General features: G+C 67.6%; 21 protein-coding genes. 17 read left to right on the top strand and 4 right to left on the bottom strand.

Annotated elements, in window-relative coordinates; translation table 11 throughout:
• Positions 1 to 194: 194 nt before the first annotated feature.
• Complete coding sequence (locus DI041_RS04345) at positions 195 to 899, top strand: AraC family transcriptional regulator (protein WP_046984660.1); 705 nt, start codon at positions 195 to 197, stop codon at positions 897 to 899.
• Positions 900 to 908: 9 nt separating this feature from the next.
• On the opposite strand, the gene DI041_RS04340 is transcribed toward DI041_RS04345, so the two are convergent.
• A complete protein-coding gene (locus tag DI041_RS04340; protein ID WP_046984685.1) occupies positions 909 to 1,799 on the bottom strand; it encodes a sterol desaturase family protein in 891 nt (296 codons plus the stop codon).
• A gap of 131 nt (positions 1,800 to 1,930) precedes the next feature.
• Between DI041_RS04340 and DI041_RS04335 the strand changes: the two genes are divergently transcribed.
• From DI041_RS04335 to DI041_RS04305, 7 genes are all read left to right on the top strand, one after another.
• Entirely contained in the window at positions 1,931 to 2,881 is a 951-nt protein-coding gene (locus DI041_RS04335) for a LysR family transcriptional regulator (protein WP_211195173.1), read from the top strand.
• Between the two features lie 92 nt (positions 2,882 to 2,973).
• The gene (locus tag DI041_RS04330; RefSeq protein WP_046984661.1) at positions 2,974 to 3,624 is read left to right on the top strand and encodes a DsbA family oxidoreductase; all 651 of its coding nucleotides are present in this window, start codon (positions 2,974 to 2,976) and stop codon (positions 3,622 to 3,624) included.
• 35 nt (positions 3,625 to 3,659) lie between these two features.
• Complete coding sequence (locus DI041_RS04325) at positions 3,660 to 4,667, top strand: cyclase family protein (protein WP_046984662.1); 1,008 nt, start codon at positions 3,660 to 3,662, stop codon at positions 4,665 to 4,667.
• 258 nt (positions 4,668 to 4,925) lie between these two features.
• On the top strand, positions 4,926 to 5,540 hold the full coding sequence (imuA, locus tag DI041_RS04320) for a translesion DNA synthesis-associated protein ImuA (RefSeq protein WP_046984663.1): 615 nt from the start codon (positions 4,926 to 4,928) through the stop codon (positions 5,538 to 5,540).
• A 9-nt stretch (positions 5,541 to 5,549) separates the two neighbouring features.
• Positions 5,550 to 6,959 (top strand): Y-family DNA polymerase, encoded by a 1,410-nt coding sequence (locus DI041_RS04315; protein WP_136638114.1) that lies wholly within the window; start codon positions 5,550 to 5,552, stop codon positions 6,957 to 6,959.
• 6 nt (positions 6,960 to 6,965) lie between these two features.
• Positions 6,966 to 10,076, top strand: a complete 3,111-nt coding sequence (locus tag DI041_RS04310; RefSeq protein ID WP_046984665.1) for an error-prone DNA polymerase — start codon at positions 6,966 to 6,968, stop codon at positions 10,074 to 10,076.
• 81 nt (positions 10,077 to 10,157) lie between these two features.
• The gene (locus DI041_RS04305) at positions 10,158 to 10,664 is read left to right on the top strand and encodes a hypothetical protein (RefSeq protein WP_046984666.1); all 507 of its coding nucleotides are present in this window, start codon (positions 10,158 to 10,160) and stop codon (positions 10,662 to 10,664) included.
• A 67-nt stretch (positions 10,665 to 10,731) separates the two neighbouring features.
• On the opposite strand, the gene ptsJ is transcribed toward DI041_RS04305, so the two are convergent.
• Positions 10,732 to 12,018: a MocR-like B6 salvage transcription factor PtsJ gene (gene ptsJ, locus DI041_RS04300; RefSeq protein WP_136638115.1), complete on the bottom strand. Its 1,287-nt coding sequence runs from the start codon at positions 12,016 to 12,018 to the stop codon at positions 10,732 to 10,734.
• 76 nt (positions 12,019 to 12,094) lie between these two features.
• Here ptsJ and DI041_RS04295 point away from each other — a divergent pair, with 76 nt between their 5' ends.
• From DI041_RS04295 to DI041_RS04255, 9 genes are all read left to right on the top strand, one after another.
• Positions 12,095 to 12,868, top strand: a complete 774-nt coding sequence (locus DI041_RS04295; RefSeq protein ID WP_046984668.1) for a YggS family pyridoxal phosphate-dependent enzyme — start codon at positions 12,095 to 12,097, stop codon at positions 12,866 to 12,868.
• Positions 12,865 to 13,566 carry a glutamine amidotransferase gene (locus tag DI041_RS04290; protein WP_046984669.1) on the top strand — a complete coding sequence of 234 codons (702 nt, stop codon included), beginning with the start codon at positions 12,865 to 12,867 and terminating at the stop codon, positions 13,564 to 13,566. Before DI041_RS04295 ends, DI041_RS04290 begins: the two co-directional genes overlap by 4 nt.
• On the top strand, positions 13,563 to 13,787 hold the full coding sequence (locus DI041_RS04285; RefSeq protein ID WP_046984670.1) for a hypothetical protein: 225 nt from the start codon (positions 13,563 to 13,565) through the stop codon (positions 13,785 to 13,787). The genes DI041_RS04290 and DI041_RS04285 overlap by 4 nt, the downstream gene beginning before the upstream one ends.
• A 69-nt stretch (positions 13,788 to 13,856) precedes the next feature.
• The gene (locus DI041_RS04280) at positions 13,857 to 14,363 is read left to right on the top strand and encodes a hypothetical protein (RefSeq protein WP_046984671.1); all 507 of its coding nucleotides are present in this window, start codon (positions 13,857 to 13,859) and stop codon (positions 14,361 to 14,363) included.
• 127 nt (positions 14,364 to 14,490) lie between these two features.
• On the top strand, positions 14,491 to 15,000 hold the full coding sequence (locus DI041_RS04275; protein ID WP_046984672.1) for an RNA polymerase sigma factor: 510 nt from the start codon (positions 14,491 to 14,493) through the stop codon (positions 14,998 to 15,000).
• Positions 14,997 to 15,923: a FecR family protein gene (locus DI041_RS04270; protein WP_136638116.1), complete on the top strand. Its 927-nt coding sequence runs from the start codon at positions 14,997 to 14,999 to the stop codon at positions 15,921 to 15,923. The genes DI041_RS04275 and DI041_RS04270 overlap by 4 nt, the downstream gene beginning before the upstream one ends.
• Positions 15,924 to 15,987: 64 nt before the next feature.
• Positions 15,988 to 18,459, top strand: a complete 2,472-nt coding sequence (locus tag DI041_RS04265) for a TonB-dependent receptor (protein ID WP_136638117.1) — start codon at positions 15,988 to 15,990, stop codon at positions 18,457 to 18,459.
• A complete protein-coding gene (locus DI041_RS04260; protein WP_136638118.1) occupies positions 18,446 to 19,246 on the top strand; it encodes a ChaN family lipoprotein in 801 nt (266 codons plus the stop codon). The genes DI041_RS04265 and DI041_RS04260 overlap by 14 nt, the downstream gene beginning before the upstream one ends.
• Entirely contained in the window at positions 19,239 to 19,952 is a 714-nt protein-coding gene (locus tag DI041_RS04255; RefSeq protein WP_046984676.1) for an energy transducer TonB family protein, read from the top strand. Before DI041_RS04260 ends, DI041_RS04255 begins: the two co-directional genes overlap by 8 nt.
• Positions 19,953 to 20,149: 197 nt before the next feature.
• Here DI041_RS04255 and DI041_RS04250 read toward each other — a convergent pair whose 3' ends face one another.
• Positions 20,150 to 21,052 (bottom strand): cation diffusion facilitator family transporter, encoded by a 903-nt coding sequence (locus DI041_RS04250; RefSeq protein ID WP_046984677.1) that lies wholly within the window; start codon positions 21,050 to 21,052, stop codon positions 20,150 to 20,152.
• Positions 21,053 to 21,080: 28 nt separating this feature from the next.
• Positions 21,081 to 23,369 (bottom strand): Orn/Lys/Arg family decarboxylase, encoded by a 2,289-nt coding sequence (locus DI041_RS04245; protein ID WP_046984678.1) that lies wholly within the window; start codon positions 23,367 to 23,369, stop codon positions 21,081 to 21,083.
• Positions 23,370 to 23,376 lie beyond the last annotated feature (7 nt).

The raw sequence follows: 23,376 nt of genomic DNA, 5'->3' as shown, positions 1-23,376 counted from the left end.
GTCCGGTTGCGGGGGACGGCGCAAGTACGTCCATGTAGCCTCGGTCGCGCCATCCATGGCGCTCACGCCCCCGCAACCGGACCCACCCCGCCTTCGACAATTCCCTGCACAGCCTGCTGTAGAGCCGAGCCCATGCTCGGCTGCTCTTCGTTCAACTGTCGGAATATTCGATTTCGATGGAGATTCATCCACGTATGACGTGGATCTACAATCCCTCCATGTCCTCTCCCGCCCTGCCCTGGAATGGCACGCTGCTGCTGGATGCTCACGTGGCTGTGCTGCAAGGCCACGCTGGTGGCAGCGATACGCACGCGCACTACGCCCATCAACTGTTGCTGAGCGAAGCCGCTCCCTGGCAGGTCGAGATCGACGGCGTACGGCAGCAGGGCCAACGGCTGTGGCTGCCGTCATTCCAGCCGCACGCAATCCTGTCGGCGCCGGAAGCGGGCTGCACGGTGTTCCTGGAACCGGCGCATGCCGATCCCAACCAGATCCGGCAGCACCTGCTCGCGCTGCCGGGCAACGCGCTGGAGCTGCACGACTGGCTGCCAAGGCTGAGTCGCCCGCAGCCGTTGGACCGCCGCGTGCAGGCCGCGCTGTCCCGTATCGCCGAGCACCTGCCCGGCCCGGTGCCGGCTGCTGATATCGCCGAAGCGGCGCACCTGTCGACCAGCCAGCTGCACCGGCGTTTCCAGTCCGAGCTGGCGGTGACCCTTCGCGGCTGGGTACTGTGGCAACGGCTGCGCAACGCGCTCATGCATCATCTGCGCGGACACAACCTGACCGACAGCGCGCATGCGGCCGGTTTTGCCGACCTCGCCCATCTGTCACGCAGCCTGCGCCGCATGTTCGGCATCGGTGCCGCGCAGCTTCAGGGCCTGCAGCTGCACGCGACCTGACACGCTCGATCACCCACGCCTGCGCAGGCCTTCCGGCAGCTCCGGCACCTCGCCATGCGGCAGTTCACGGAACGGTGCCATCAGCTGCCCGGGATAATCGTGCGGATAGTCCGGCTGGCTGCCGATGCCCAGGTCAGGCCGGCCCAGGCGATAGCCCGGTGCATCGAAGGCGGTCCCCAGCACGTGGTCCCACACGGTCAGGAACAAACCGAAATTGACATCGCCGGCGGTGCCGTAGCGCATGTGGTGGAAGCGATGCAGTGGTGCCCATGCCATCACCCGACCCAGCACGCCGGGACGCATGTCCACGTTGGAATGCTGCAGCAGCAGCTGGATGGCAATGGCGAACGCCAGCACCGCGGCTACCGGCATCGGCAGGCCCAGCACCAGCAGCGGCAGCACACCACCCACCGCTTCGGCCGCCTGGTGCAGCGGGTGTTTCATCAGACCGTTGAAACCATACATGCGGGTCACGCTGTGATGCACCGCATGCAGCCGCCACAGCCAGCCAATGCGATGGCTGGCGTAGTGCACCAGAGTGATGCCAAGGTCGGCGCAGACGATGGCCATCAGCACCTGCAGCGCGAACGGCCACTGCAGCGGCCACAGCTGCCACGGAATGAGCGCTGCCAGCAGCGGAACCGCAGCGATCGACAGCAGGTTCAGGCTTTCGTTGACCAGCGCATGCAGGGTGTCACGCAGGCTGTCGCCCTGGTCGTGGTTGAACGTGGGGTCATACGGCCAGGCACGTTCGGCAGCGAACGAAACCGCGATGGCAACCGCGAGCAGGGCCAGCAGCCACAACGGGTTACCGTGGCAGTGGCCGACCCAGACGATGGCGGCGGCAACGAAACCCAGCAGGAACAGCGGGGCATACAGGCGGAGCATCCAGTGCTTCATGGGCAATCCGGAAAGTAAGGGGCCTGCATGCTGGCGCGGCATGCGGGTGGCCGGCTTGAACAAACGGCGCAACCCGGCGCGCCCCTGGTGGATGACCATCGTGGACGGCACCACGTTTCCCGCATCCACGCATGGCGTGGATCTACAATGGCGGCCTCATCGCGCCCGAGACCGGCATGGATTCCTTCAACCTGATGCGTGCCTTCCGCCGCATCGTCGAACGCGGCGGGCTGGCCCGTGCTGCCGAAGACCTGGGCATGTCGCCCGCCGGGCTGAGCAAGCAGCTGCGCACGCTGGAAACGCATCTGGGAGTGGTGCTGCTGCAGCGGACCACGCGGCGCATGAGCCTGACCGAAACCGGCCACGCCTATTACCGCGAATGCTGCCGCCTGCTCGACGAGCTGGAGGCGCTGGAACGCGGCATCGCCGAACAGCGCGGCGACGTGGCCGGACGCCTGCGCGTCAATGCACCGCAATCATTCGCGCTGAGCACGCTGTCGCCGCTGCTGCCACGCTTCCTGCAGCAGCATCCGCAGCTGTCGCTGGACTTTGTGATGGAAGACCGCCTGCTCGATGCGGTCGGCGAAGGTTTCGATGTGTCGCTGCGGCTGCGTGCCGAGCTGGACGACTCGCGACTGGTAGCGCGCCGCCTGGCCTCGCTGCAGCAGGTGCTGTGCGCGGCTCCGTCCTACCTGCGGCAGCATCCGGCACCGCAGGCGGTGGACGATCTGCAGGCGCACAGCGTGCTGGCCTACAGCCTGTCTGACTCGCCCGGCAGCTGGCCGCTGCTCGGCCCTGATGGGCAGGTAACGATCACCCTGCCGGCGCGCGCTACCGTCAACAACAGCCTGCTGCTGCGCGATCTGCTGGTAGCCGGCATGGGCATCGGCGCCCTGCCCTCGTTCCTGGCCGCACCGGCACTGGCCCGTGGCGAACTACAGCAGGTGCTGCCCGACCACCGCTATCCACCGCGCTTCGTGCATGCGGTCTATCCCACCTCACGCCACCTGCAGCCCAAGGTGCGTGCCTTCATCGATTTCCTGCACGCCGAACTGCCAGGCTGCGCCGGCCTGGATTCGTAACCGCCAGCGAAAACTGAGCTGCCCGCGGCGTACTGTTTCAGACGCGCCGCGCTGCCTAATCTGCCGCCTCCCCTCTCACCGATGGCAGGCAGATGTCTTCCGTTCCTTCCCCCGCTACCACCGCGCCGGTGGTCGATTTCTTCCACGACGTGGTCTGCGGCTGGTGCTTCGTGCTCGCCCCGCGCCTGCAGCAGGTCTCCGCCGAACTCAGCATCCAGGTGCGACATCGCAGCTTCGTGCTGCAGGACTCGCGCGCGCAGATGGTCGAGGTGTTCGGCTCGATGGAGCGCGCCAAAGCGATCATCCTGCGCCACTGGACCGACTGCGCCGCGCATGAAGACACCGCGCGCATCGATATCGAAGGCATGCGCGCACAGGACTTCGAGTATCCGTCCGGCTGGCTCGGTGCACTGGCCTGCCAGGCTGCCGGCATGCTCGGCGGCAACGACGCCCATGGCGCGATGTTCGATGCCGTGCAGTGGGCGCACCTGCACCAGCACCGCAACGTCGGCGACGCCGAAGTACTGCTGGATATCGCCGAGTCGCTGGGGCATCCACGTGGCGCCTTCGCTGACCACATGCGCAGCGACGCAGTGCGCCAGCGCGTGCAGGCCGACCGTGCCGAAGCCGCGGCCCTCGGCATCCGCTCCATTCCCACCGTGATCGGCGGCAACGGCCTGCGCCTGCAGACCCTGCCGCTGCCGCAACTGCGCCAAGCCCTGGCGCACCTGGTCGCGGCCTGAGCCGCACCGTCCCCCACCCTGCAAGGAGATTCCCCATGACCTCACGTACCCTGGCCACCGCGCTGGCCCTGCTGCTGGCCGGCACCGCCGCTTCCACCGCCGTTTCCGCACACGAACGCGTTCCCTCCGGCCAGCAGGTCGGTACCAGCCCCTGGGGGCCGAAGGACGAGATCGGCCGCCTCAACCTGATCACCGACGCCTCGCGCGCAGCGATCCTGTCGCGGGTCAGTGGCGGCAAGGCCTATGACCTGGCCACCGAGTACTACGTCGGCATGCCCAGCTGGCAGGACGCCGGTGACCCGCACTACCAGTTCTGGATGACCCATACCCCGCGCGGCACGGTAATGGATGATCCGATGGGCGTGGGTGAAACCATGAACCTCACCCGCAGCTACACCGGCACCGCGTTCTCGATGTACAGCCACACCGGCACCCACATCGATGCACTGAACCACTTCGGCATCCACGGAAAGATCTGGAACGGCTTCGAGGCCGACAAGCACCTCGGCGACCGTGGCTGGAACGTCACCGGCATCGAGAAATTCCCACCGCTGATCGCGCGTGGCGTGCTGATCGACGTGGCCGGCGCCAAGGGCGTGGACATGCTGCCGGACAGCTACCGCGTCACCCGCCAGGACCTGAAGGATGCGCTGGCACGCCAGCAGGTGAAGCTGCAGCAGGGCGACGTGGTGCTGATCCGCACCGGCCGCATGCGCCTGTTCGAACAGCCCAAGGCCTACATGGCCAACCCGCCGGGCATGGGCCTGGACGCCGCGCGCTTCCTGGTCGAGGACAGCGGCGCGATGATCGTCGGCGCCGACAACCTCAGCTTCGAAACCTTCCCCTCGGAGGTGTCCGACGACTACGTGCCGCTGCACACCTACCTGCTGGCCCAGCAGGGCGCTCCGATCATCGAGCTGGTGGCGCTGGACGAACTGGCCCGCGACAAGGTCTATGAGTTCGCCTTCATCGGCGGCCCGCTGAAGATCCGCGGCGGCGATGCCGCGCCGCTGCGCCCGGTGGCGTTGCCGGTCCGCCCGTAACCGGGGCCTGTGGGTGCCGACCTTGGTCGGCATTCCGTCCCATACCCGGTGGGTGCCGACCTTGGTCGGCACTCCTTTACCCCTTCAGCAACCTGAAACCCGACCCTCCGATTTCATTAGTAATTCTACTCACAACGCGAGTAGCATGTCCGGTCTCAGCCCCTGATACCGGCCCGTCGATACTCGCGCCATGCCTGCCGTTTCCGCCCGTTCCTGCCGCTTCAAGCCAACCCGGCGCCTGCCTTGGAGGACCGGCTGATGGGTGCCGTCGTCGCCCTCGACCGGCTGCTGGACGGGCGCCAGCTGTGGCGCGGCCCAGCCCGCCAGGGCCCGGCCAGCGACCACCTGGCCAGCGGCCACCCGGCACTGGACGCACGCCTGCCCGGCGGCGGCTGGCCGGCCAGCGGGCTGTGCGAGGTGCTGCAGGCAGCGCCCGGCGTCGGCGAGCTGGCGCTGGTCTGGCCGGCACTGGCCAGGCTGAGCCAGCGCGAACGCCCGATCGTACTGGTCGCCCCGCCCTATCGCCCGCATGCCCCGGCCTGGGCCGCCGCCGGGCTGGACCTGGCCCAGCTGCAGATCATCCACGCCGCACCGAAACAGGCGCTGTGGGCCGCCGAACAGTGCCTGCGCTCTGCGGCCTGCGCGGCGGTGCTGTGCTGGCCGCACCAGGCCGACGATCGCGCCCTGCGCCGGCTGCAGGTGGCTGCCGACAGCGGCCAGTGCCTGGGCTTCGTGTTCCGCGAGGCGCAGGCAGCGCGCAACCCCTCCCCGGCCAGCCTGCGCCTGCAGCTCGACCACGGCCAGGTACGGGTGCTGAAGTGCCGTGGCGGCCTGCCACCCGCGCAGCCGTTGCCACTGGCCATCACCCACTGAGGCCGCGCCATGCATTGGGCCTGCCTGTTGTTGCCGCAGCTGGCGCTGGACAGCGTGCTGCGCCTGCAGCCGGACCCGCAGCGGCCACTGGTGCTGCTGCAGGGGCCGCCGCAGCGTCGCGTGCTGCGTGCGGTCAGCCCGGCCGCCCGTGCGGTGGGACTGCGCCCGGGCATGCTGCTGTCGGCCGCGCAGGTACTGGTGCAGGACATGCACCTGCACGACTACGACCCCACCGCCGAACAGCACACCCGGCAGCTGCTGGCCAGCTGGGCCTATGCCTACAGCTCGCAGGTCAGCCTCGATTTTCCGCATGCGCTGGTCATGGAGATCGGTGCCAGCCGCGCCCTGTTCGGCGACTGGCTGACGATCGAGCAGCGGCTGCGCAACGAACTGCATGCGCTTGGTTTCCGCCATCGCCTGGTGGCCGCGCCCACCGCGCATGCCGCGCGCGTGCTGGCCAATGTCCACGACGGCCTCGGCATCGATGCGCAGCAGCTGCCAGCGGCACTGGCTCAGCTGCCTTTGCCGCGCTGTGGCCTGCCCAGCGAAGCGGTGACCGTGCTCGGCCGTTCCGGCCTGCGCACGCTGGGTGCGGTGCTCGAACTGCCGCGTGACAGTCTGGCCCGGCGCTTCGCCCCCGAGGTGCTGCAGCAGCTGGACGCATTGCGTGGCCTGCCCACTGCGCCACTGCGTTACTACCAGCCACCGGATCGTTTCGATGCGCGCATCGAATTCGAATACGAGATCGAATCCAGCCAGGCCCTGCTGTTCCCGCTGCGCCGGCTGCTGTTGGATCTGGCTGCGTTCCTCTGTTCGCGCGATGGCGGCGTGCAGCGCTTCGACCTGCATTTCGAGCACGACCTGCTGCCGGCCAGCGTACTGACCATCGGCCTGCTGGCGCCCGAGCGTGATCCCGCGCTGCTGTTCGAGATCGCACGCAACCGCATGGAAGCCTTCGCCCTGCCGGCCGGCAGCCGCGCACTGCGCCTGCAGGCCGAGCAGTTGCCACCGTTCGTGCCCGCCGCGCGTGACCTGTTCGACACCCGGCCGGCACAGGCAATGCCCTGGAACCAGCTGCGCGAGCGCCTGCGTGCGCGGCTGGGCGATGAAGCCGTGCAGCCGCTGGCGGTGCAGGCCGACCATCGCCCCGAACGCGCCAGTGGCACCCAGCCCGCGGTCAAGCCTCCGTCGTACTGGCCGCTGCGTCCGGGCTGGCTGCTGGACACGCCGCAACCGCTGCGTGATCCCCGCCTGCGCATCGTCACTGGACCGGAGCGGATCGAATCGGGCTGGTGGGACCAGGCCGACGCGCGCCGCGACTACTACGTGGTGGAAACCGCGCATGGCCAGCGCGGTTGGGCTTTCCGTGAGCGCAATGATCCGCATGCGCCGTGGATGCTGCACGGCTGGTTCGGCTGAGCCGTCATGCACAACGAACTGCCCGGCTACGCCGAACTGCACTGCCTGTCGGCCTTCAGTTTCCAGCGTGGCGCCTCGATCGCCGAAGAACTGTTCGCGCGCGCCGCTGGCCAGGGCTACCGCGCATTGGCGATCACCGACGAATGCTCGCTGGCCGGCATCGTGCGCGCCTGGCAGGCCGCCAAGACGCATGGTGTGGCGCTGATCGTCGGCGCCGAATTCCAGGTCGAGGACGGGCCGAAGCTGGCCCTGCTGTGCTCCGACCAGGCCGCCTACGCCGGCTTGTGCCAGTTGATCACCACCTGCCGGCGGCGCGCGGCCAAGGGCGAATACCGCTGCCTGCGCGAGGACCTGCTCGGCCTGCCCGACGGCCTGCTGTGCCTGTGGCTGGACCGGCAACCGGCGGCCACCGATCTGGAACTGCTGCGCGCCGGCTTCGATGATCGGCTGTGGTTGGCGGTGGAACTGCACCACGAACACGACGACGCGCGCCGCCTGCAGCTGCTACAGGCCTTCGGCGAACGCCACTGCCTGCCGCTGGTCGCCAGTGGTGATGTGCACATGCACGTGCGCCGCCGCCGCGCCCTGCAGGACACCCTGACCGCGATCCGCCACCGCTGCAGCGTGGCCGAAGCCGGCTGGCGCCTGTTCCCCAACGGCGAGCGCCACCTGCGTCCGCGTACCGCACTGGCCCAACTGTATCCGCCCGAACTGCTGGCCGAGACCCTGCGCATCGCCGAGCGTTGCCACTTCACGCTGGAGCAGTTGCAGTACACCTATCCACGCGAACTGGTGCCGGAGGGCCACGATCCGGACAGCTGGCTGCGCGTGCTGGTCGAGCGTGGCATCCCGTGGCGCTGGAAAGGCGGCATCGAACCAGCGCAACGCACGCAGATCGAGCACGAACTGGCGTTGATCAGGCAGAAGAACTACGCCTCCTACTTCCTCACCGTGCAGGACATCGTGCGCTTCGCGCGCAGCCAGGACATCCTCTGCCAGGGCCGCGGCTCGGCGGCCAACTCGGCAGTGTGCTTCGTGCTGGGCGTGACCGAGATCGACCCGGCGCGCAGCAACCTGCTGTTCGAGCGCTTCATCTCCGCCGAGCGCGACGAGCCACCGGATATCGACATCGACTTCGAGCACGAGCGCCGCGAGGAAGTACTGCAGTACGTGTTCAACCGCTACGGACGCGAGCGCGCTGCGTTGACCGCGGTGGCGATCAGCTACCGCGGTCGCAGCGCGATCCGCGACGTGGCCCGTGCGCTCGGCCTGCCGATGGACCAGGTCAACGAACTGGGCGCGGCGATGGATCACTGGGGCGGCCACGTACCACTGCCGGAGACCCTGCGCGAGCGCGGCTTCGATCCGGAGACACCACTGATGCGGCGGCTGCTGGCGCTGACCGCCGAGCTGATCGACTTCCCGCGCCACCTGTCGCAGCACCCGGGCGGCTTCGTGATCTCCGAGCACCCGCTGTCGACCCTGGTGCCGGTGGAAAACGCGGCGATGGCCGACCGCACCGTCATCCAATGGGACAAGGACGATCTGGATGCCACCGGCCTGATGAAGGTCGACTGCCTGGCGCTGGGCATGCTCACCGCCATCCGCAAGTGCCTGGCGATGCTGAAACAGCATGGCCTGCACGAAGGGCGCATGGATGCGATCCCTGCCAAGGATACGAAGACCTACGACATGATCTGCGCCGCCGACACCATCGGCGTGTTCCAGATCGAATCGCGTGCGCAGATGGCGATGCTGCCACGTCTGCAACCGCGCAGCTTCTACGATCTGGTGATTGAAGTGGCGATCGTGCGCCCCGGCCCGATCCAGGGCGACATGGTGCACCCCTATCTGGAACGGCGGAGGATCCTGCGCGAGCAAGGCCCGGATGCACTGAACGACCCTGACAATCCGCTCTATCCAGCGCAACTGGAGCGCGTGTTCGCACGCACGTTGGGCATACCACTGTTCCAGGAGCAGGTGATGCAGCTGGCAGTGGAAGCAGCAGGTTACACACCTGGCCAAGCCGATGCCCTACGCCGCTCGATGGCGGCATGGAAGCGTCGTGGCGGCCTGGAACCGCATCGCGAGAAGTTGCTGGCCGGCATGTTGAAGAATGGCTTCAGCCGTGAGTACGGCGAACACCTCTTCGAGCAGATCAAGGGCTTCGGTGATTACGGTTTCCCGGAAAGCCATGCTGCCAGCTTCGCCCTGCTGACCTATAACAGCTGCTGGCTGAAGTGCCATCACCCCGCCGCGTTCACTGCCAGCCTGATCAACAGCCAGCCACTGGGCTTCTACAGCCCCGACCAGCTGCTGCAGGACGCGCGCCGACACGGCATTCGCGTGCTGCCAGTGGACGTGCGCCACAGCGACTGGGACTGCACCCTGGACTTCAGCAAGGGGCCGGCGGCAATCCGCCTCGGACTGCGCCTGGTCGATGGCTGCAACGAGCCCGCCGTGCAGGCCATCATGCGCGAACGTGCGCGGCGCCCGTTCGACGATGTGGGCGACCTGTGTCAGCGCGCCGCACTGGACCGCCGCCAGCAGGGCCTGCTGGCCGATGCTGGTGCACTGCGCGGGATCAGCGGCCATCGCCATCGTGCACGCTGGGATATCTCCGGCGTGGAAAACCGGCTGCCACTGTTCGACCAGGCCCGCGCCACCGCCGAAGCCCGCGTGCCACTGCCCCTGCCCAGCGCCTGGGAGGACATGCAGGCAGATTACCGCAGCACCGGTACCACCCTTGGCCGCCATCCGATCTGGTTCCTCCGTACGCAGCTGCGCAGTCGCGGTTGCCTGGACGCAGCACAGCTGGCGGGCCACGGCCATGGTCGGCGCGTGCGCGTCGCCGGCCTGGTGCGCATGCGCCAGCGCCCACAGACCGCCAGCGGCGTCACCTTCCTCACGCTCGAAGATGAGACCGGCATGGTCAACGCCGTGGTCTGGCGGCACCTGGCCGATCGCCAGCACCGGGTGCTGGTCGATACCCAGCTGATGCAGATCGATGGCCGCCTGGAACGCGTTGATGGCGTGCAGCATGTCATCGTGCAACGCATGCACTGCCTGGATGAACTGCTGCAGGGACTGCGCAGCCACAGCCGCGATTTCCACTGACGATACACAACGTCACACAACGAACTGGCCATTGCCGGCCCGCATCCGCTATCGTCGGCACATCCAAGGAAGGACGACCCGATGCCCCGTGCACTGCTGCTGACCACACTGGTGGTCTCGACCCTCGCCCTGCTTGTTTCCGGCTGGACCGCCTGGAACCTGCATCGCAGCCAATCGCCACAGCGCATCATCGAGGCACGCGGGCTGATCATCCACGATGCAAGCGGCCAACCGCGGGTGATCCTCGGCGCACCGGTTCCCGATCCGCTCAGCCAGGGCCGCACCCAGGGGCCGCGGGCCACCGCCCTGTCCGGCCTGATCCTGCTCGGCCCCGACGGCTCCGAACGCGGCGGCTACGGCACCAGCGACCGCGGCGGCGAAGCGCTGCTGACCCTGGACGATGCCACCGGCACCACCGAAGTGTTCAAGGTGGTGGCCAATCCGGACCGTGGCGCCAGCCTGATGGTCAAGCACCAGAACAACACTGGCGCCATGCTCACCTCCTGGCAGGGCAAGCCGGAACTGATGTTCGTCGATGACAGCGGCCAGTCCTACTACGTGCGCCCGGGTGCCAACGCCGCGCCCTGATCTGCTTTTGTAGCGTCGAGCCATGCTCGACTGCTTTACGCGCACGGCAGGCGAGCATGGCTCGACGCTACAAACCACACACCGCCGCCAGATCATCGGCCAGCTGCCGCAGCTGCGCCGACCCCAGCGCCGCGCAGGTAATGCGCAGACCATGGCCCGGTGCCGCCACCGCGAATACTTCGCCTGCACGCACATGCCATCCGCGCGAAGCCAGCGCCAGCACCTGCGGATGGCTGTCCGCCAGCAACGGCAGCCACAGGTTCAATCCTTCCATCGGCTGCGGTGTCGGCACGCCACGTGCACGCAGCAGTTCCTGCAGCGACTGCAACCGCTGCTGGTAGCGCTCACCTGCCGACGCGATCTTCGCCTGCTGCGTCGCCGATGCCAGCACCGAAGTCGCCGCATCCTGCAGCAGGTGGCTGACCCAGCCGGTACCGGACGCCAACCGCAACCGTAACCGCGACGCGGTCTCTTCATCGCAGGCCAACCACGCCAGCCGCAGATCGGGACCGAGTGGCTTGGACAACGAGCGCAGCACAGCCCAGCGACGACCATCCAGCGGCAGCACCGAGTGATAGGCCTGCTGCGAGAGCAGCGCGTAGTGATCATCGATCAGCACCGCCACCTGCGGATAGGCCGCCAGCAGCTGGCGCAACGCCCGCGCCCGCTTCGCATCCAGGCTGGCCCCGGTCGGGTTGTGTGCCCGCGGGGTCAGCAGCACCGCGCGTGCACCGGCCCCCAGCGCCTGCCGCAGCGATTCGACCTGCATGCCGTGCGCGTCCATCGCCACCGGCAACGGCGCGTGACCCACCGCGTTGAGCACGTTGAGGCTGCCGAGGAAACACGGATCTTCCACCGCGATGCGATCGCCCGGCAGCAGCCACGCCGCCAGCAGGCGCTCGATGCCATCGACCGCGCCATGGGTCAGCTCCAGCGCATAGCCTTCGGGGCAGTCCGCATCCAGCGAGGCCCGTGCCAGCGCCTGTAACCTCGGGTCGACCGTGCCCACGCCGTACAAGCGCGGCGCCGCCGGGGCCAGGCGCAGGTTCGGCAACAGGCGAGGATCCGGGTTGCCGCCGGCCAGGTCCTGCAGCGCCAGCCCCGGCGTACTGCCCTCGCGCGCCAGCGTCGGCGGCAATCCGCGCACCACCGTGCCACGGCGGCCCGCCGTGCTGGCCAGGCCCGCCGCATCCAGGCGCTTGTAGGCAGCGGCCACGGTGTTGCGGTTCACGCCCAGCTGCTCGGCCAATTCACGCACCGGCGGCAGCACGCTGCCGGCCGGCAGGCGGCCCTTGCCGATGCCGTCGCGGATGCTGTCGAAGATCGACTCGGCGCTATGCCCGGTGATTTTCATTTTGTCCTATGCCAAAATATCTCTTGTCCTGTGCCAGTGTATCCCACCCTGGCCACCCTGCATTGGAGGTGCCCGCATGCCCCTTGCCGCTGCCGACTGGCCCGTCGCCCAGTCCGTTGAACAGATCGCCGACAACCTGGTCACGGTGCGCCAACGCATCGCCAATGCCTGCGCGCGTGTCGGCCGGGATCCGGCCAGCGTGCGCCTGCTTCCGGTCAGCAAGACCGTCGATGACGCCCGCATCCGCATGGCGGTGGCCGCCGGCTGCCAGGAACTGGGCGAGAACAAGGTGCAGGAAGCACAGCGCAAGGCCGAAACAATGGCCGACCTTGGCGTGCACTGGTCGGTGATCGGCCATCTGCAGACCAACAAGGCGCGCTACGTGGCGCGCTTTGCCAGCGAGTTCCAGGCGCTGGACAGCCTGCGCGTGGCCGAGGCCCTGCAGCAGCGCCTGCAGCTGGAAGACCGCACGCTGGATGTGTTCGTGCAGGTCAACACCTCGGCCGAGCCGAGCAAGTACGGACTGGAACCCGACGCGGTCGAGGCCTTCGTGCAGCAGTTGCCGGCCTTCGATCGCCTGCGCGTGCGCGGCCTGATGACCCTGGCCATCTTCACCCCCGACGTCGAGCGCGTGCGCGCCTGCTTTGTGCGCCTGCGCGAACTGCGCGACCAACTGCAACACACCGCCCCGCCCGGTCTCGACCTGTCGCAGCTGTCGATGGGCATGTCCGGCGATTTCGAAGTCGCCATCGAGGAAGGCGCCACCGTGGTTCGTGTCGGCCAAGCCATCTTCGGCGCCCGCGCCACCCCGGACAGCTTCTACTGGCCGAACAGCGGAGCCCCGGCATGAAGCACGCAGTCGTTCTGCAACACGTCGCCTTCGAAGACCTCGGCACCCTGCAGCCGCTGCTGCTGACGCAGGGTTGGCAGTTGCAGGTGCTGCAGGCCGGTATCGATGCGCTCGATCCGGTCGACTCTGCCGACCTGCTGGTAGTGCTTGGTGGGCCGATCAGTGTCAACGATGTGGATACCTATCCGTTCCTGGCCGAGAGTATCACTGTGCTGCAGCGTCGCCTGCAGCAGCAGCGGCCGACCCTGGGCATCTGCCTCGGCGCGCAGTTGATGGCCCACGCGCTTGGTGCCAGCGTCGCTCCCAGTGGTGGCAAAGAGATCGGTTTTGCACCGCTGCTGCTGACCGATGAAGGCCAGCGTTCCCCGCTGCAGGCCCTGCAGGGCATTCCGGTACTGCATTGGCATGGCGAGGCGTTCGAACTTCCGGCCGGTGCACGCCGCCTGGCCAGCACGCCGGCCTGCCGTCACCAGGCCTTCGCCATCGGCAGCCACGCACTGGCCCTGCAATGCCATCCGGAACTGGACGCGCGCCAGTTCGAGCGCTGGCTGATCGGCCACACCCTGGAGCTGGCCCAGGCCGGCATCGATCCGAACGATATGCGCGCGCAGGCACGCCGCTACGGTGCACCACTGGCCGCTGCCGCCACCGCGATGTTCGACCATTGGCTACAGGACCTGCCGGAGATGCCGCGATGAACTACCGATTGCAGATCCACCGCGATGGCGCCCACTGGGGCCACTTCGACTGCAGCGGCCCTGATGCCCTGCAACGCATGGACGCCATCGCCGCACAGCTGCCTGCGGATCAGGGCTTCCAGTTGAAGCGGCAGAAAGGTGTCGGCGAAGAACGCATCCTGTCCAGCAATGCTGACGGCCTGCGCGTGCTGGCTTCACAGATCCAGTACCGCGATCTCTGACCCGACGATGGTAGTGCCGGCCAGCGGCCGGCACTACCCGACGGCATTCCGGCATGTCAATCTTCCGCCATGTTGACCCTGCAACGCGGCAGCCACCACGGGCTGCTCATCGCCCCGCGCTGGCCCTCTACCCATATCCAGATCGAAACAGAGGTGCTGCAGCGCCTGCTCGATGCACAGTCGCTGCTACCTGCCGAACTGCGCCTGCTGCTCACCCGAGGCTTCGAACCCAGCCACAGCCGCCTCGGTGGTTTCCGCCGCCTGGTGCGGCGGTTCGGCATCACCCTCTTCCGCACCTGCTACCCTCAGCGTCACGATGAGGTCGACGCTATCTTCGGGGCCAATGGTCACGACATCGATGGCTGCCATGTCGATGTCTCACTGGTACTGCGCGGCAAGCGGCTACGACTGCTGCCCCTGGGCGTATTTACTCCGCTGCGCTGGCAACGCCGTCGCGTCGCCCGCCATGCCGAGGCGGTCACGCGGGTGAAGCGCAGCCTGCAGCACTGCGGATTCGTGCTGCATCACAACCCGACCGAATCGTTGCAGATCCACTGCGATTACCCACCACGGTAACCCCACCGGCGGCCGTGCGTCGTTCACCGCCCGCACTCGTTGATGCAAATGATTCTCTTTTGCTGTAAGGTGCAGCCGCTGCCCTTGCCGCCGCGGGCTGTTCCCTTTCCCAGTTGTCGCCCGCCCCGTGTCCACGCCTGTCGAACCGACGGATGTCGCGCATCTGTGCGCGGCCCATTACCGGCCGCTGCACGCCCATGTCCGCCGCAAACTCCCGCAACGCAGCGACGCCGATGACGTCGTCCAGGAAACCTGGCTGCGTGTCGTCAAGGTCGCCACCAGCGGCCTGCTGAACAATGGCCGCGCCTATCTGTACCGCGTTGCCCACAACCTGATCGCCGACCACTACCGGCAACGCCAGCGCCGTCGCGAAGAGGCGCTGGATGACGCGCAGCTGCACGCCATCGCCGATCCTGCACCGCTGCCGGAGCAACGCCTGCTCGACGCCGAACAGCTGCGCCATCTCGATGCAATCATCGCCGCGCTGCCGCCGCGATCACGCCAGGTGTTCCTGCTGGCCCGGGTGGAGCAGTTGGCACTGGCCGAGATCGGCCGCCAGCTCGGCATCAGCCGGCAGACCGCGCATGGCCATCTGCTGCGTGCTCTGGTCGCCCTGCAGCAGGTACCGGGCGCATGAGCCAGGACGCGATCGCGCGCGAAGCCGCACGCTGGTGGCTGGACGGGCACGACGGTGACCGCGACGAGAGCGCGTTCGAACAGTGGTACCAGGCCGATCCGCGACATGCCGCGCATTACCAGCATCTGCAGCAGCTGTGGCAGGCCGGTGCAGCGTTGCCGAGCTTGCAGCGGCACCAGCAACGCAGGCAACGCCGCCGCCTCCGCGAAGCCGGCATTGCGGTCCTTTTGCTGTGCGCGCTCGGTCTGTACAGCCGCCACGCCTCGCCGCCTGCTGCTCAGGTACTGCGCACCGCCGCTGGCGAGATCCGTGATGAAGCCCTGCCGGACGGCTCGCATGTGCTGTTGTCGCCGGGCAGCGAAGTGCATGTGCGCGTCGACGCACAGCGCCGCCAGCTGCAGCTGCAGCGAGGGCAAGCCTGGTTCAAGGTCGCCGCCGATGCCGAGCGGCCATTCCAGGTACACACCCCACAGGGCACCGTCACCGCACTGGGAACCGCATTTGATCTGGCCGTGCAGGGCGGCAGCAGCGTGGTCACAGTCACCGAACACAGCGTCCGCGTGGAAAGCGGCGCCAGCAGCGTGCAGGCCAGCGAGGGTCAGCAGCTGCGCTTCAATGGAAACACACCGGCGATCGCGACAGACGCAGACAGCAGTGTCCTGGCCTGGCGCGAACGGCGCCTGCACTGGGTGTCGGCCCCCCTGGCTGAAGTCGCCCAGGGTCTGGACCGTTGGCATGGCGGGCACACATGGGTCGTCGGCGAGCGCCTGCGCCAGCAGCCGGTCACCCTGCTCGGCAGGGCCGATGGTGCGGCCAGCAACCGCGACCAGCTGGCCACCCAGCTGCAGGTGCGCGTGCTGCACTTCGGTGCAGGCATACAGGTGTGGCTGCCGCCGCGCAGGGAACAGCGTGATGCACCCTGACATCCGGTCCGCGGCCGCGTCTACCCAGGATGACGACGCTCTGCGTCACCTCCTGGAGCCCCCGATGCTGTGCCACCGCCCCCTTGTCCTCGCCCTGTCGCTGGCCTGTGCCAGCGCGATTCCACTGCTGCCTGCCAGTGCGCAGGCGCAGGCGGCCACCCGCCACTACGATCTGCCCGCACAGCCACTGGCTGCCGCACTGGATGCCTACAGCCGCCTGAGCGGCGTCGATCTGGTGATCGGTGCGGCGCTGCCCGCCGGCCATGCCGCCCCTGCCCTGCGCGGTGATTTCGACGACGCCCAGGCATTGTCCCATCTGCTCACAGGCAGCGGCCTGCGCCCGCGCTTCATCGATGCACGCCGCGCCACCCTGGAACCGGCACCCGCCGAACGGGGTGATGGCAGCCGCCGCACCGGGCCGCTGCGGGTGCAGGGCGATACCGCGCACGGCCATGCACCGGGCGCCGGCGCCAGCCAGTACGTACCGGCCACCCGTGATGGTTTCGCGCCCACGGTCGGCAGCGAGCGTGTGGCGGTTGCCGAACGCCAGGAAGGCAACAGCCTGCTGCGTTCGATGCCCGGCACCCACAGCTTCCATTCGCGCAGCCAACCTGGCCTGCAGGTCAACATCCGCGGCATGACCGGCGCCGGCCGGGTCAACACCATGATCGACGGAGTCACCCAGACCTTCCGCAACAACGCCGGGCATGGCTCGGGTGGCCCGTTCGCCTATGTCGACCCGTTCCTGCTGGCCGGCGTGGACGTGCAGCGCGGCGCGGTTGCCGGCGGTGATGGCGCCGGTACGCTGACCGGCAGTGCCAATTTCCGCACGCTGGATATCGAGGATCTGCTCGGCGAAGGCCGCGACTGGGGCCTGCGTGCGGGCTATCGCCATGGCAACAACGGCTATGGCAGCGGCCGCACCTTCGCCGGTGCGTGGCGCCACAGCGAGGACGGCGGTGACCGCCAGTTCGGCCTGCTGGCCGCTGCCAGCAGCAGCCGCAGCAACGAGTACGCCACCGCACGCGGGCAGAAGAACAGTGCCGACCCCGGCAGCCAGCAGCCCAGCAGCTGGCTGTTGAAAGCGCGCCTGCAGCCGAGTGACCAGCATCGGCTCGACCTGAGCCACATGCATTACGAAAACGACTTCTACCACAACTACCCGTGGCAGATTTCCGCGCGCAACCAGCGGGCCAGCTACCACTACACGCCCTATTCGCCGTGGATCGACCTGCGCGCGACCTTCGCCAGCAACAAGACCCGGCTGTTCTATCCGCCGGTGGAGGATTCCAGCTACATCGGCCGCCGCACACACAGCAGCCTGAGCAGCTGGACCGTAGACAACACCAGCCACTTCGACATCGGTGCGCTGCGGGCGCGCTGGAATACCGGCATCAAGCACCAGTCGGACATCTACGTCGCCGACACTCCCACCCTGCGCGGCGCCAATCCGCAGGGCCGCAGCCAGCTCGACAGCGTCTTCAGTACGCTGGAACTGCAGTACGACATCTATGCCCTGACCGCCGGCCTGCGCCAGGACCGCTACGGCATCCGCGGCCATATTCCGGTGTGCTCGGATGTGCCGGGCCAATGCACGGAGATCAATGGCGGCGACATCGACGTGCGTCGCACCGAGCGTGCACTCAGTCCCAGCCTGGCGGTCTCGCTGCAGGCCACCGACTGGCTGCAGCTGTTCGCCGAAGCCTCGCGCACCTCGCGGCCGCCGCGGGTGCAGGAGATGTTCTTCGAGAAGATTCCGCTGGAGGGCATGAGCGATGCCGACGGCGTAGGTGCCAATCCGTTCCTGCACCGCGAGCGCTCGCGCAACCTGCAGTTCGGCGCCAACCTCAGCACCGACTCACTGCTCGTCGAGGGTGACCTGGCACAGCTGCGGATCACCCGCTTCGACAACCGCATCCGCGACTACATCAAGCCGCAGTACCTGCTGATCGTGCATCCGCCGGAAGTGGAACCGTTCGTGGTGCCGATCGACAGCGATCCGCAGCTCAACGCCTGGACCGATGCACTGGACGTGGACGACTTCAGCACCACCACGCGCTGGATGAACCACCCAGGCATCGTGCGCATGCGCGGCATCGAGCTTGAGGCGCACTACGCCAGCGAGCACTACCACGCCACGCTCAGCTGGACCCGCTCGCGCACCAGCGCGCCGGCCATCGAGTTCGTCAACCTGGAAGACATCACCGCGCTGCCCGACCGCTACTGGACGCTGGACGTGGGTGGCCGCTGGTGGCAGCAGCGCGTGCAGGCCGGCCTGCGTGCCGAGTACTCCGGGCCGACCGAGGAAGGCTACGACTTCTTCCAGACCCGCAAGACCGGCGGCACCGGCGTGCTGCTGGACTTCTACGCCAGCTTCAAGCCCCAGGCCAACACCACCCTGTGGCTGAACATCGAAAACCTGCAGAACAAGGCCTATAACAACAATGCCTCGATCGACAGCATCTTCAGCCCGATCCTGGACCGCGGCAACGGCCGTGGCCGCACCGTTTCGATGGGCATCAATGTGGCGTTCTAGCCGTCGCTGGCTGCCCGTGTGCCTGCTCGCGCTGGCGACAGTGACCAGCGCGCAGCCGATGCCCGGCACGGTGATCGACCTGGCCAGTGGCCAGCCCCTGGACGAGGCCGCGTTCGTGAAGCGCGCGGCCACGGCCCAACGGATGCTGCTGGGCGAGCGCCATGACCTGGCCGGCGACCATGCCGCCCAGCGCTGGTTGCTGCAGGTCCTGCAGCAGCAGCGGCCGCAGGCTGCCCTGGTGCTGGAGATGATCGCCAGTGAGCGCCAGCCACGCCTGCAGCGGGTGCAGCGCTGGCTGGCCAAGGGCAACCACGCCGACGGCACGCGCCTGCAGGAGTTGCTTGACTGGGATGCGCGCTGGCCGTGGACGGCCTATGGCGGGCTGGTACAGGACGCCACCGCTGCGGGTACGGCCCTGTTCGGTGGCAACCTGTCGCGCGCCGAGGTCAACACGCTGCTGGCTTCGACCAAGGCAGTCCGGTTCCCGGTTGCCACTGCACGGCAACGCCTTTCGGCGGTGGTGCTGGCCCAGCATGCAGAGGCCGCGCCGATGCTGGACGGCATGCTGGCCGTGCAGCAGGCCCGCGACAGCCGCATGGCGCAGGTGCTGACCCGTGCACCAGCACCGGCGGTGCTGGTTGCCGGCCGCTGGCATGTACTGCGCGGGACCGGCGTGCCGGGCTACCTGCCGCCAGAGGCGCCGTCCCTGGTGATCGCACTCGCGTCACCCGGCGAATCCGTCGACGCCGCCGATGCCGATCTGCTGTGGGTGCTGGACGATGAGTGAGCGCGGCCAACACTGGCAGGCCATCGCGATCACCATCGGGCTTCACCTGCTGCCCTTGCTGCTGCTGGTGCATTGGGTCGCCACGCCGCCCATGCTGCCGCCACCGGAACAGGACGTGCGCATCAGCCTGCGCCTGCTGGCACCGGCCACTCCGCCACAGCCCGTAGAGGAACGCCAGGCCGATACGCCCAGCCAGGCACAACAGGCACGGGCGTCACAAGCCACGAAGTCGCCTCCGCCGCCCACGCCCACCGCCGCACGCGAAGGCGAGCTGGCTGCCAGTGAAACCGGCGGTCGTGGCCGGCAACCGCTGCCGGTCGCCCCGCCTGCGGCCGCGACCGATGCAAGTCCCGCACCGGCATCGATCACGGCCGCGCCGCCCGCTCCGGACGCGCCACCGGCAGACTTCCAGGCCGGCGCCGCCAGCGACCAGTGGGAAGCCCGCCTGATGGCGCGGCTCGAGCGTTACCGCTATTACCCCGCCGCCGCGCGCTCGCGTCGCCAGCAGGGTACGGCGTGGGTCAGGGCCAGCATCGACCGTGAGGGCCGCCTGCTGGCGCTGCGGCTGGAGCAGTCCAGTGGCCAGCCGATGCTGAATGACGCCGCGCTGCAGACCTTCCGTCGTGCGCAGCCGCTACCGCCCATTCCCGCCGAGCTGAAGGCGCCGCAGGAACTGGTGGTGCCGGTGGAGTACTACCTGCGCTAGACGATCCAAGCCTCCGCCTTGATGTCGGGGATTGCGAGGCAGTCTGCAACCTCAACTCTGGTTGAGGTCAAATGGAACTGGCGCAACAGAGTAGTCCGCCATGCGCAACGATTGCGTCCACCTGCAGAGCCGAGCCCATGCTCGGCTGCCGTTCGCGTGGAGCAGCCGAGCATGGGCCCGGCTCTACAGTTCCGGGGTCACGTCCACGCCGGGTCGGCAGTAAAATCAATGGTCAGCCAGAACGTGCTGGCACGGGCATCCAATCGCACCGCGATCTCATCTCGCATCGCGTCGACATCACCGACCGAACCCAATGGCGTGGCCGGGTCGGCCAGCACATGGATCTCGATGAAGCGCATCCGCCCCATCTTCGCCACGTGGCTGGTGAAGCCTGTATAGCCACGTTCGGCCACGAAGGCCTGCATCACCTGCTGCACGCGACCGTCCAGATCATCCGGCGCTACCTGCAGCACTTCGCGCATGGCCTTCCATGCACTGCGTGCCGGCACCGGCAGCACCGCCAGGCTGATCAAGGCCAGCACGATCGAATCCAGGTACGGCACCCAGTGGTGCCACTCACCGCCATGCAGCGCCAGTGCCAGCACGAAGGCCAGTACCACCGCCAGGCTCATCAACCCACCCAACAGCCAGCCACGCACGTCCAGCCACAGCAGCGCCGAGCGCAGATGCCGCGCCCGCTGCGCGACGAACGCCGCCATCGCCAGGTTGCTGGCACTTAGCAACGCTGCCCACCACAGCGCGGGCCCGAATTTCACTTCGTGCCCGCCCGTGGTCAGGCCGATCACGGCGTTGGCCAGCGCGTACACGCAGGCCAGCGACAGGATCACACCGCCCAGCGCCTCGACCATCGGCTCCAGGTGCCAATAGCCGTACTGGAAGCGTGGGCTCTGTTCCCGCGCCACCAGCCGCAACACCGACAACGACACCAGGGTCAGGGCAACGTCGACCAGGCTGTACACGCCGTCGAACAGGATGGCCTGCGATCCCACCAGCAGGCCACCACTGAAACCAACCGCGCTCACCGCAAGGGTGACCCCGATCGAGAACGTCAGGATGCGTTGCTCGCGCGCGGTATCCATCGGTCGTCGAAGGGCCGACCGTTGCCGGTCAGGCCTTCAACACCTCCACCTTGTACGAAACCGCACCATCCTCCTGCTCGATGATGAGCCCGTGCACGTCCGACTCGAAGCCGGGGAAGCGCGCGTTCTGCTCGCGGGCGATGCGCAGCGACTGGATGATCGGCTCGTCGCTGTCACCGAAGCGCTCGCCCGGCATGATGGTCGGAATGCCCGGCGGGTACGGTACGAGCATGGTCGCGGCAATGCGGCCGCTGATCTGCTCGATGTCGACCCGCTCGATCTCGCCCTTCACCAAGTGGTTGTAGGCATCGGCCGGGGTCATCACCGGCGTCGGCAGATCCACGTACATCTCACGCATCACCTTAGCCACCGCGAACTCCTGGTTGAACGCATGCAGCGCATCGCACAGGTCGCGCAGGCCCCAGCCGGCGTAAGCCACCGGGTAATCGGCGGCCAGCGTCGGCAGCGCCTGGGTCAGCGGCGCGTTTCGGTCGTACAGCTCCTTGAACGCCATCAGTTCGGTGACCAGGGTGCTCCACTTGCCCTTGGTGATGCCCATCGAGAACAGGAACAGCACCGAGTACAGGTTGGTCTTCTCCACGGTGATGCCGCGGCCCCACAGGAACTTGCTCAGCACCGCCGCCGGGATGCCCAGCTTGCCCATGCTGCCGTCCATCGCCAGGCCCGGGGTCAGCAGGGTCACCTTGATCGGGTCGATCAGCACGTAGTCGTCGACCAGGTTCTCGAAACCGTGCCAGTGCGCGTCCGGCTGCAGGTACCACTCCTCGCGCTTGGCCACCAGCGGTGCCGGCGTATCGCCCTTGTCCAGGCTGCGCTCGACCTGGGTCGGCTGCCACACGCTGAACCACCAGTCGTCGCGACCGAGGTCATCGCGCACGTGCAGCATCGCGCGGCGGAAGGCGATGGCCTCGTCGTGCATTTCCTGTACCAGCGAACGACCCGCATCGCCTTCCATCATCTTCGAGGCAACATCACACGCCGCGATCACGCCGTAATGCGGGCTGGTCGAGGTATGCATCATGAACGATTCGTTGAAGCGTTCAGCGTCCAGGTCGCGGCTGGCCGAATTGCGCACGTGGATCATCGAGGCCTGCGAGAACGCAGCCAACAGCTTGTGCGTGGAATGAGTGGTGAAGATGATCGCATCCTGCTCGCGCGGCTTGCCCTTGGCCATGCCGTAGTGGTTCTCGTAGAACGGATGGAACGCGGCATAGGCGTACCAGGCCTCGTCGAAATGCAGGAAGTCGACCGCGCTGCCGATCTCCTCCGCGATTTTCTCGGCGTTGTAGCACAGGCCGTCGTAGGTCGAGTTGGTCACCACCGCGATACGCGGCTTGGAACCGGCCTGGTAGGCCTGGCTGGCCAGCGGATTGGCCGCGATGCTCTGCTGCAGGGATTCCGGGGTGAATTGGTCCAGGCTGATCGGGCCGATGATGCCGTGCGCATTGCGGCTGGGCGTGAAATACACCGGTACCGCGCCGGTCATGATCAGCGAATGCAGCAGCGACTTGTGGCAGTTGCGGTCGACGAACACCACGTCGCCACGGGCCACGGTACCGTGCCACACGATCTTGTTGGCCGTCGACGTACCGTTGGTGACGAAGAAGGTGTGGTCGGCGCCGAAGTTGCGCGCGGCCTCGTCCTCGGCCTCCTTGATCGGGCCGGTGTGGTCCAGCAGCGAGCCCAGCTCCGGCACCGAAATCGACAGATCGCTGCGCAGCGTGTTCTCACCGTAGAACTGGTGGAAGGCGCGCCCGACCGGTGACTTGGTGAAGGCCACGCCACCGGCATGGCCAGGCGTATGCCAGGAATAGTTCGACTCCGCCGCGTGGTGGATCAGCGCCTTGAAGAACGGCGGCAGCAGGTTCTGCATGTAGTCTTCGGCCGCACGCATCACCTGACGCGAGATGAAGCTCTTGGTGTCTTCGAACAGGAAGATGAAGCCATGGATGTACTTGAGCAGCTTGCTCGGCACCTTCTCGATGGTACGGCGCTCGCCGTACAGGAATACCGGCAGGTTGGCCCGGCGCGCACTCTGCTCGCGCAGGAAGGCGGTCAGGCGCTGGAACTCGCCATCGACCTCCTCGCTGCCGTCGATCGAGATCAGCACCGCCGAAGCAGCCACATAGGTGCGGGCGCCGGCACGGGCGTCATCCAGGTTCAGGCCGCACAGCACGCGCTGGTCATTGCTGCGTAGCTCTTCCACCAGCGCACGGATGAGGATGCCGCCGATGCGCGGCGAGTCGTAGTCACCGTCAATGACGATGACCGGATAATCCAGAGACTTGAAATACACGTTGATT

Source organism: Stenotrophomonas maltophilia, assembly GCF_004920835.1.
Lineage (GTDB): Bacteria > Pseudomonadota > Gammaproteobacteria > Xanthomonadales > Xanthomonadaceae > Stenotrophomonas > Stenotrophomonas maltophilia_AQ.
Note: the sequence above shows the minus strand (reverse complement) of the source record. Positions and strands in the feature narration are given on the sequence as shown.

Bases quoted from the DNA above. Each gene is read 5' to 3' on its own strand.
- DI041_RS04280 (WP_046984671.1), top strand. From the start codon at position 13,857: ATGTTGACCCTGCAACGCGGCAGCCACCACGGGCTGCTCATCGCCCCG.
- ptsJ (WP_136638115.1), bottom strand. From the start codon at position 12,018: ATGAAAATCACCGGGCATAGCGCCGAGTCGATCTTCGACAGCATCCGC.
- DI041_RS04270 (WP_136638116.1), top strand. From the start codon at position 14,997: ATGAGCCAGGACGCGATCGCGCGCGAAGCCGCACGCTGGTGGCTGGAC.
- DI041_RS04255 (WP_046984676.1), top strand. From the start codon at position 19,239: ATGAGTGAGCGCGGCCAACACTGGCAGGCCATCGCGATCACCATCGGG.
- DI041_RS04310 (WP_046984665.1), top strand. From the start codon at position 6,966: ATGCACAACGAACTGCCCGGCTACGCCGAACTGCACTGCCTGTCGGCC.
- DI041_RS04345 (WP_046984660.1), top strand. From the start codon at position 195: ATGACGTGGATCTACAATCCCTCCATGTCCTCTCCCGCCCTGCCCTGG.
- DI041_RS04285 (WP_046984670.1), top strand. From the start codon at position 13,563: ATGAACTACCGATTGCAGATCCACCGCGATGGCGCCCACTGGGGCCAC.
- DI041_RS04265 (WP_136638117.1), top strand. From the start codon at position 15,988: ATGCTGTGCCACCGCCCCCTTGTCCTCGCCCTGTCGCTGGCCTGTGCC.
- DI041_RS04340 (WP_046984685.1), bottom strand. From the start codon at position 1,799: ATGAAGCACTGGATGCTCCGCCTGTATGCCCCGCTGTTCCTGCTGGGT.
- DI041_RS04335 (WP_211195173.1), top strand. From the start codon at position 1,931: ATGGCGTGGATCTACAATGGCGGCCTCATCGCGCCCGAGACCGGCATG.
- DI041_RS04330 (WP_046984661.1), top strand. From the start codon at position 2,974: ATGTCTTCCGTTCCTTCCCCCGCTACCACCGCGCCGGTGGTCGATTTC.
- DI041_RS04290 (WP_046984669.1), top strand. From the start codon at position 12,865: ATGAAGCACGCAGTCGTTCTGCAACACGTCGCCTTCGAAGACCTCGGC.
- DI041_RS04295 (WP_046984668.1), top strand. From the start codon at position 12,095: ATGCCCCTTGCCGCTGCCGACTGGCCCGTCGCCCAGTCCGTTGAACAG.
- DI041_RS04305 (WP_046984666.1), top strand. From the start codon at position 10,158: ATGCCCCGTGCACTGCTGCTGACCACACTGGTGGTCTCGACCCTCGCC.
- DI041_RS04260 (WP_136638118.1), top strand. From the start codon at position 18,446: ATGTGGCGTTCTAGCCGTCGCTGGCTGCCCGTGTGCCTGCTCGCGCTG.
- DI041_RS04250 (WP_046984677.1), bottom strand. From the start codon at position 21,052: ATGGATACCGCGCGCGAGCAACGCATCCTGACGTTCTCGATCGGGGTC.
- DI041_RS04315 (WP_136638114.1), top strand. From the start codon at position 5,550: ATGCATTGGGCCTGCCTGTTGTTGCCGCAGCTGGCGCTGGACAGCGTG.
- DI041_RS04325 (WP_046984662.1), top strand. From the start codon at position 3,660: ATGACCTCACGTACCCTGGCCACCGCGCTGGCCCTGCTGCTGGCCGGC.
- imuA (WP_046984663.1), top strand. From the start codon at position 4,926: ATGGGTGCCGTCGTCGCCCTCGACCGGCTGCTGGACGGGCGCCAGCTG.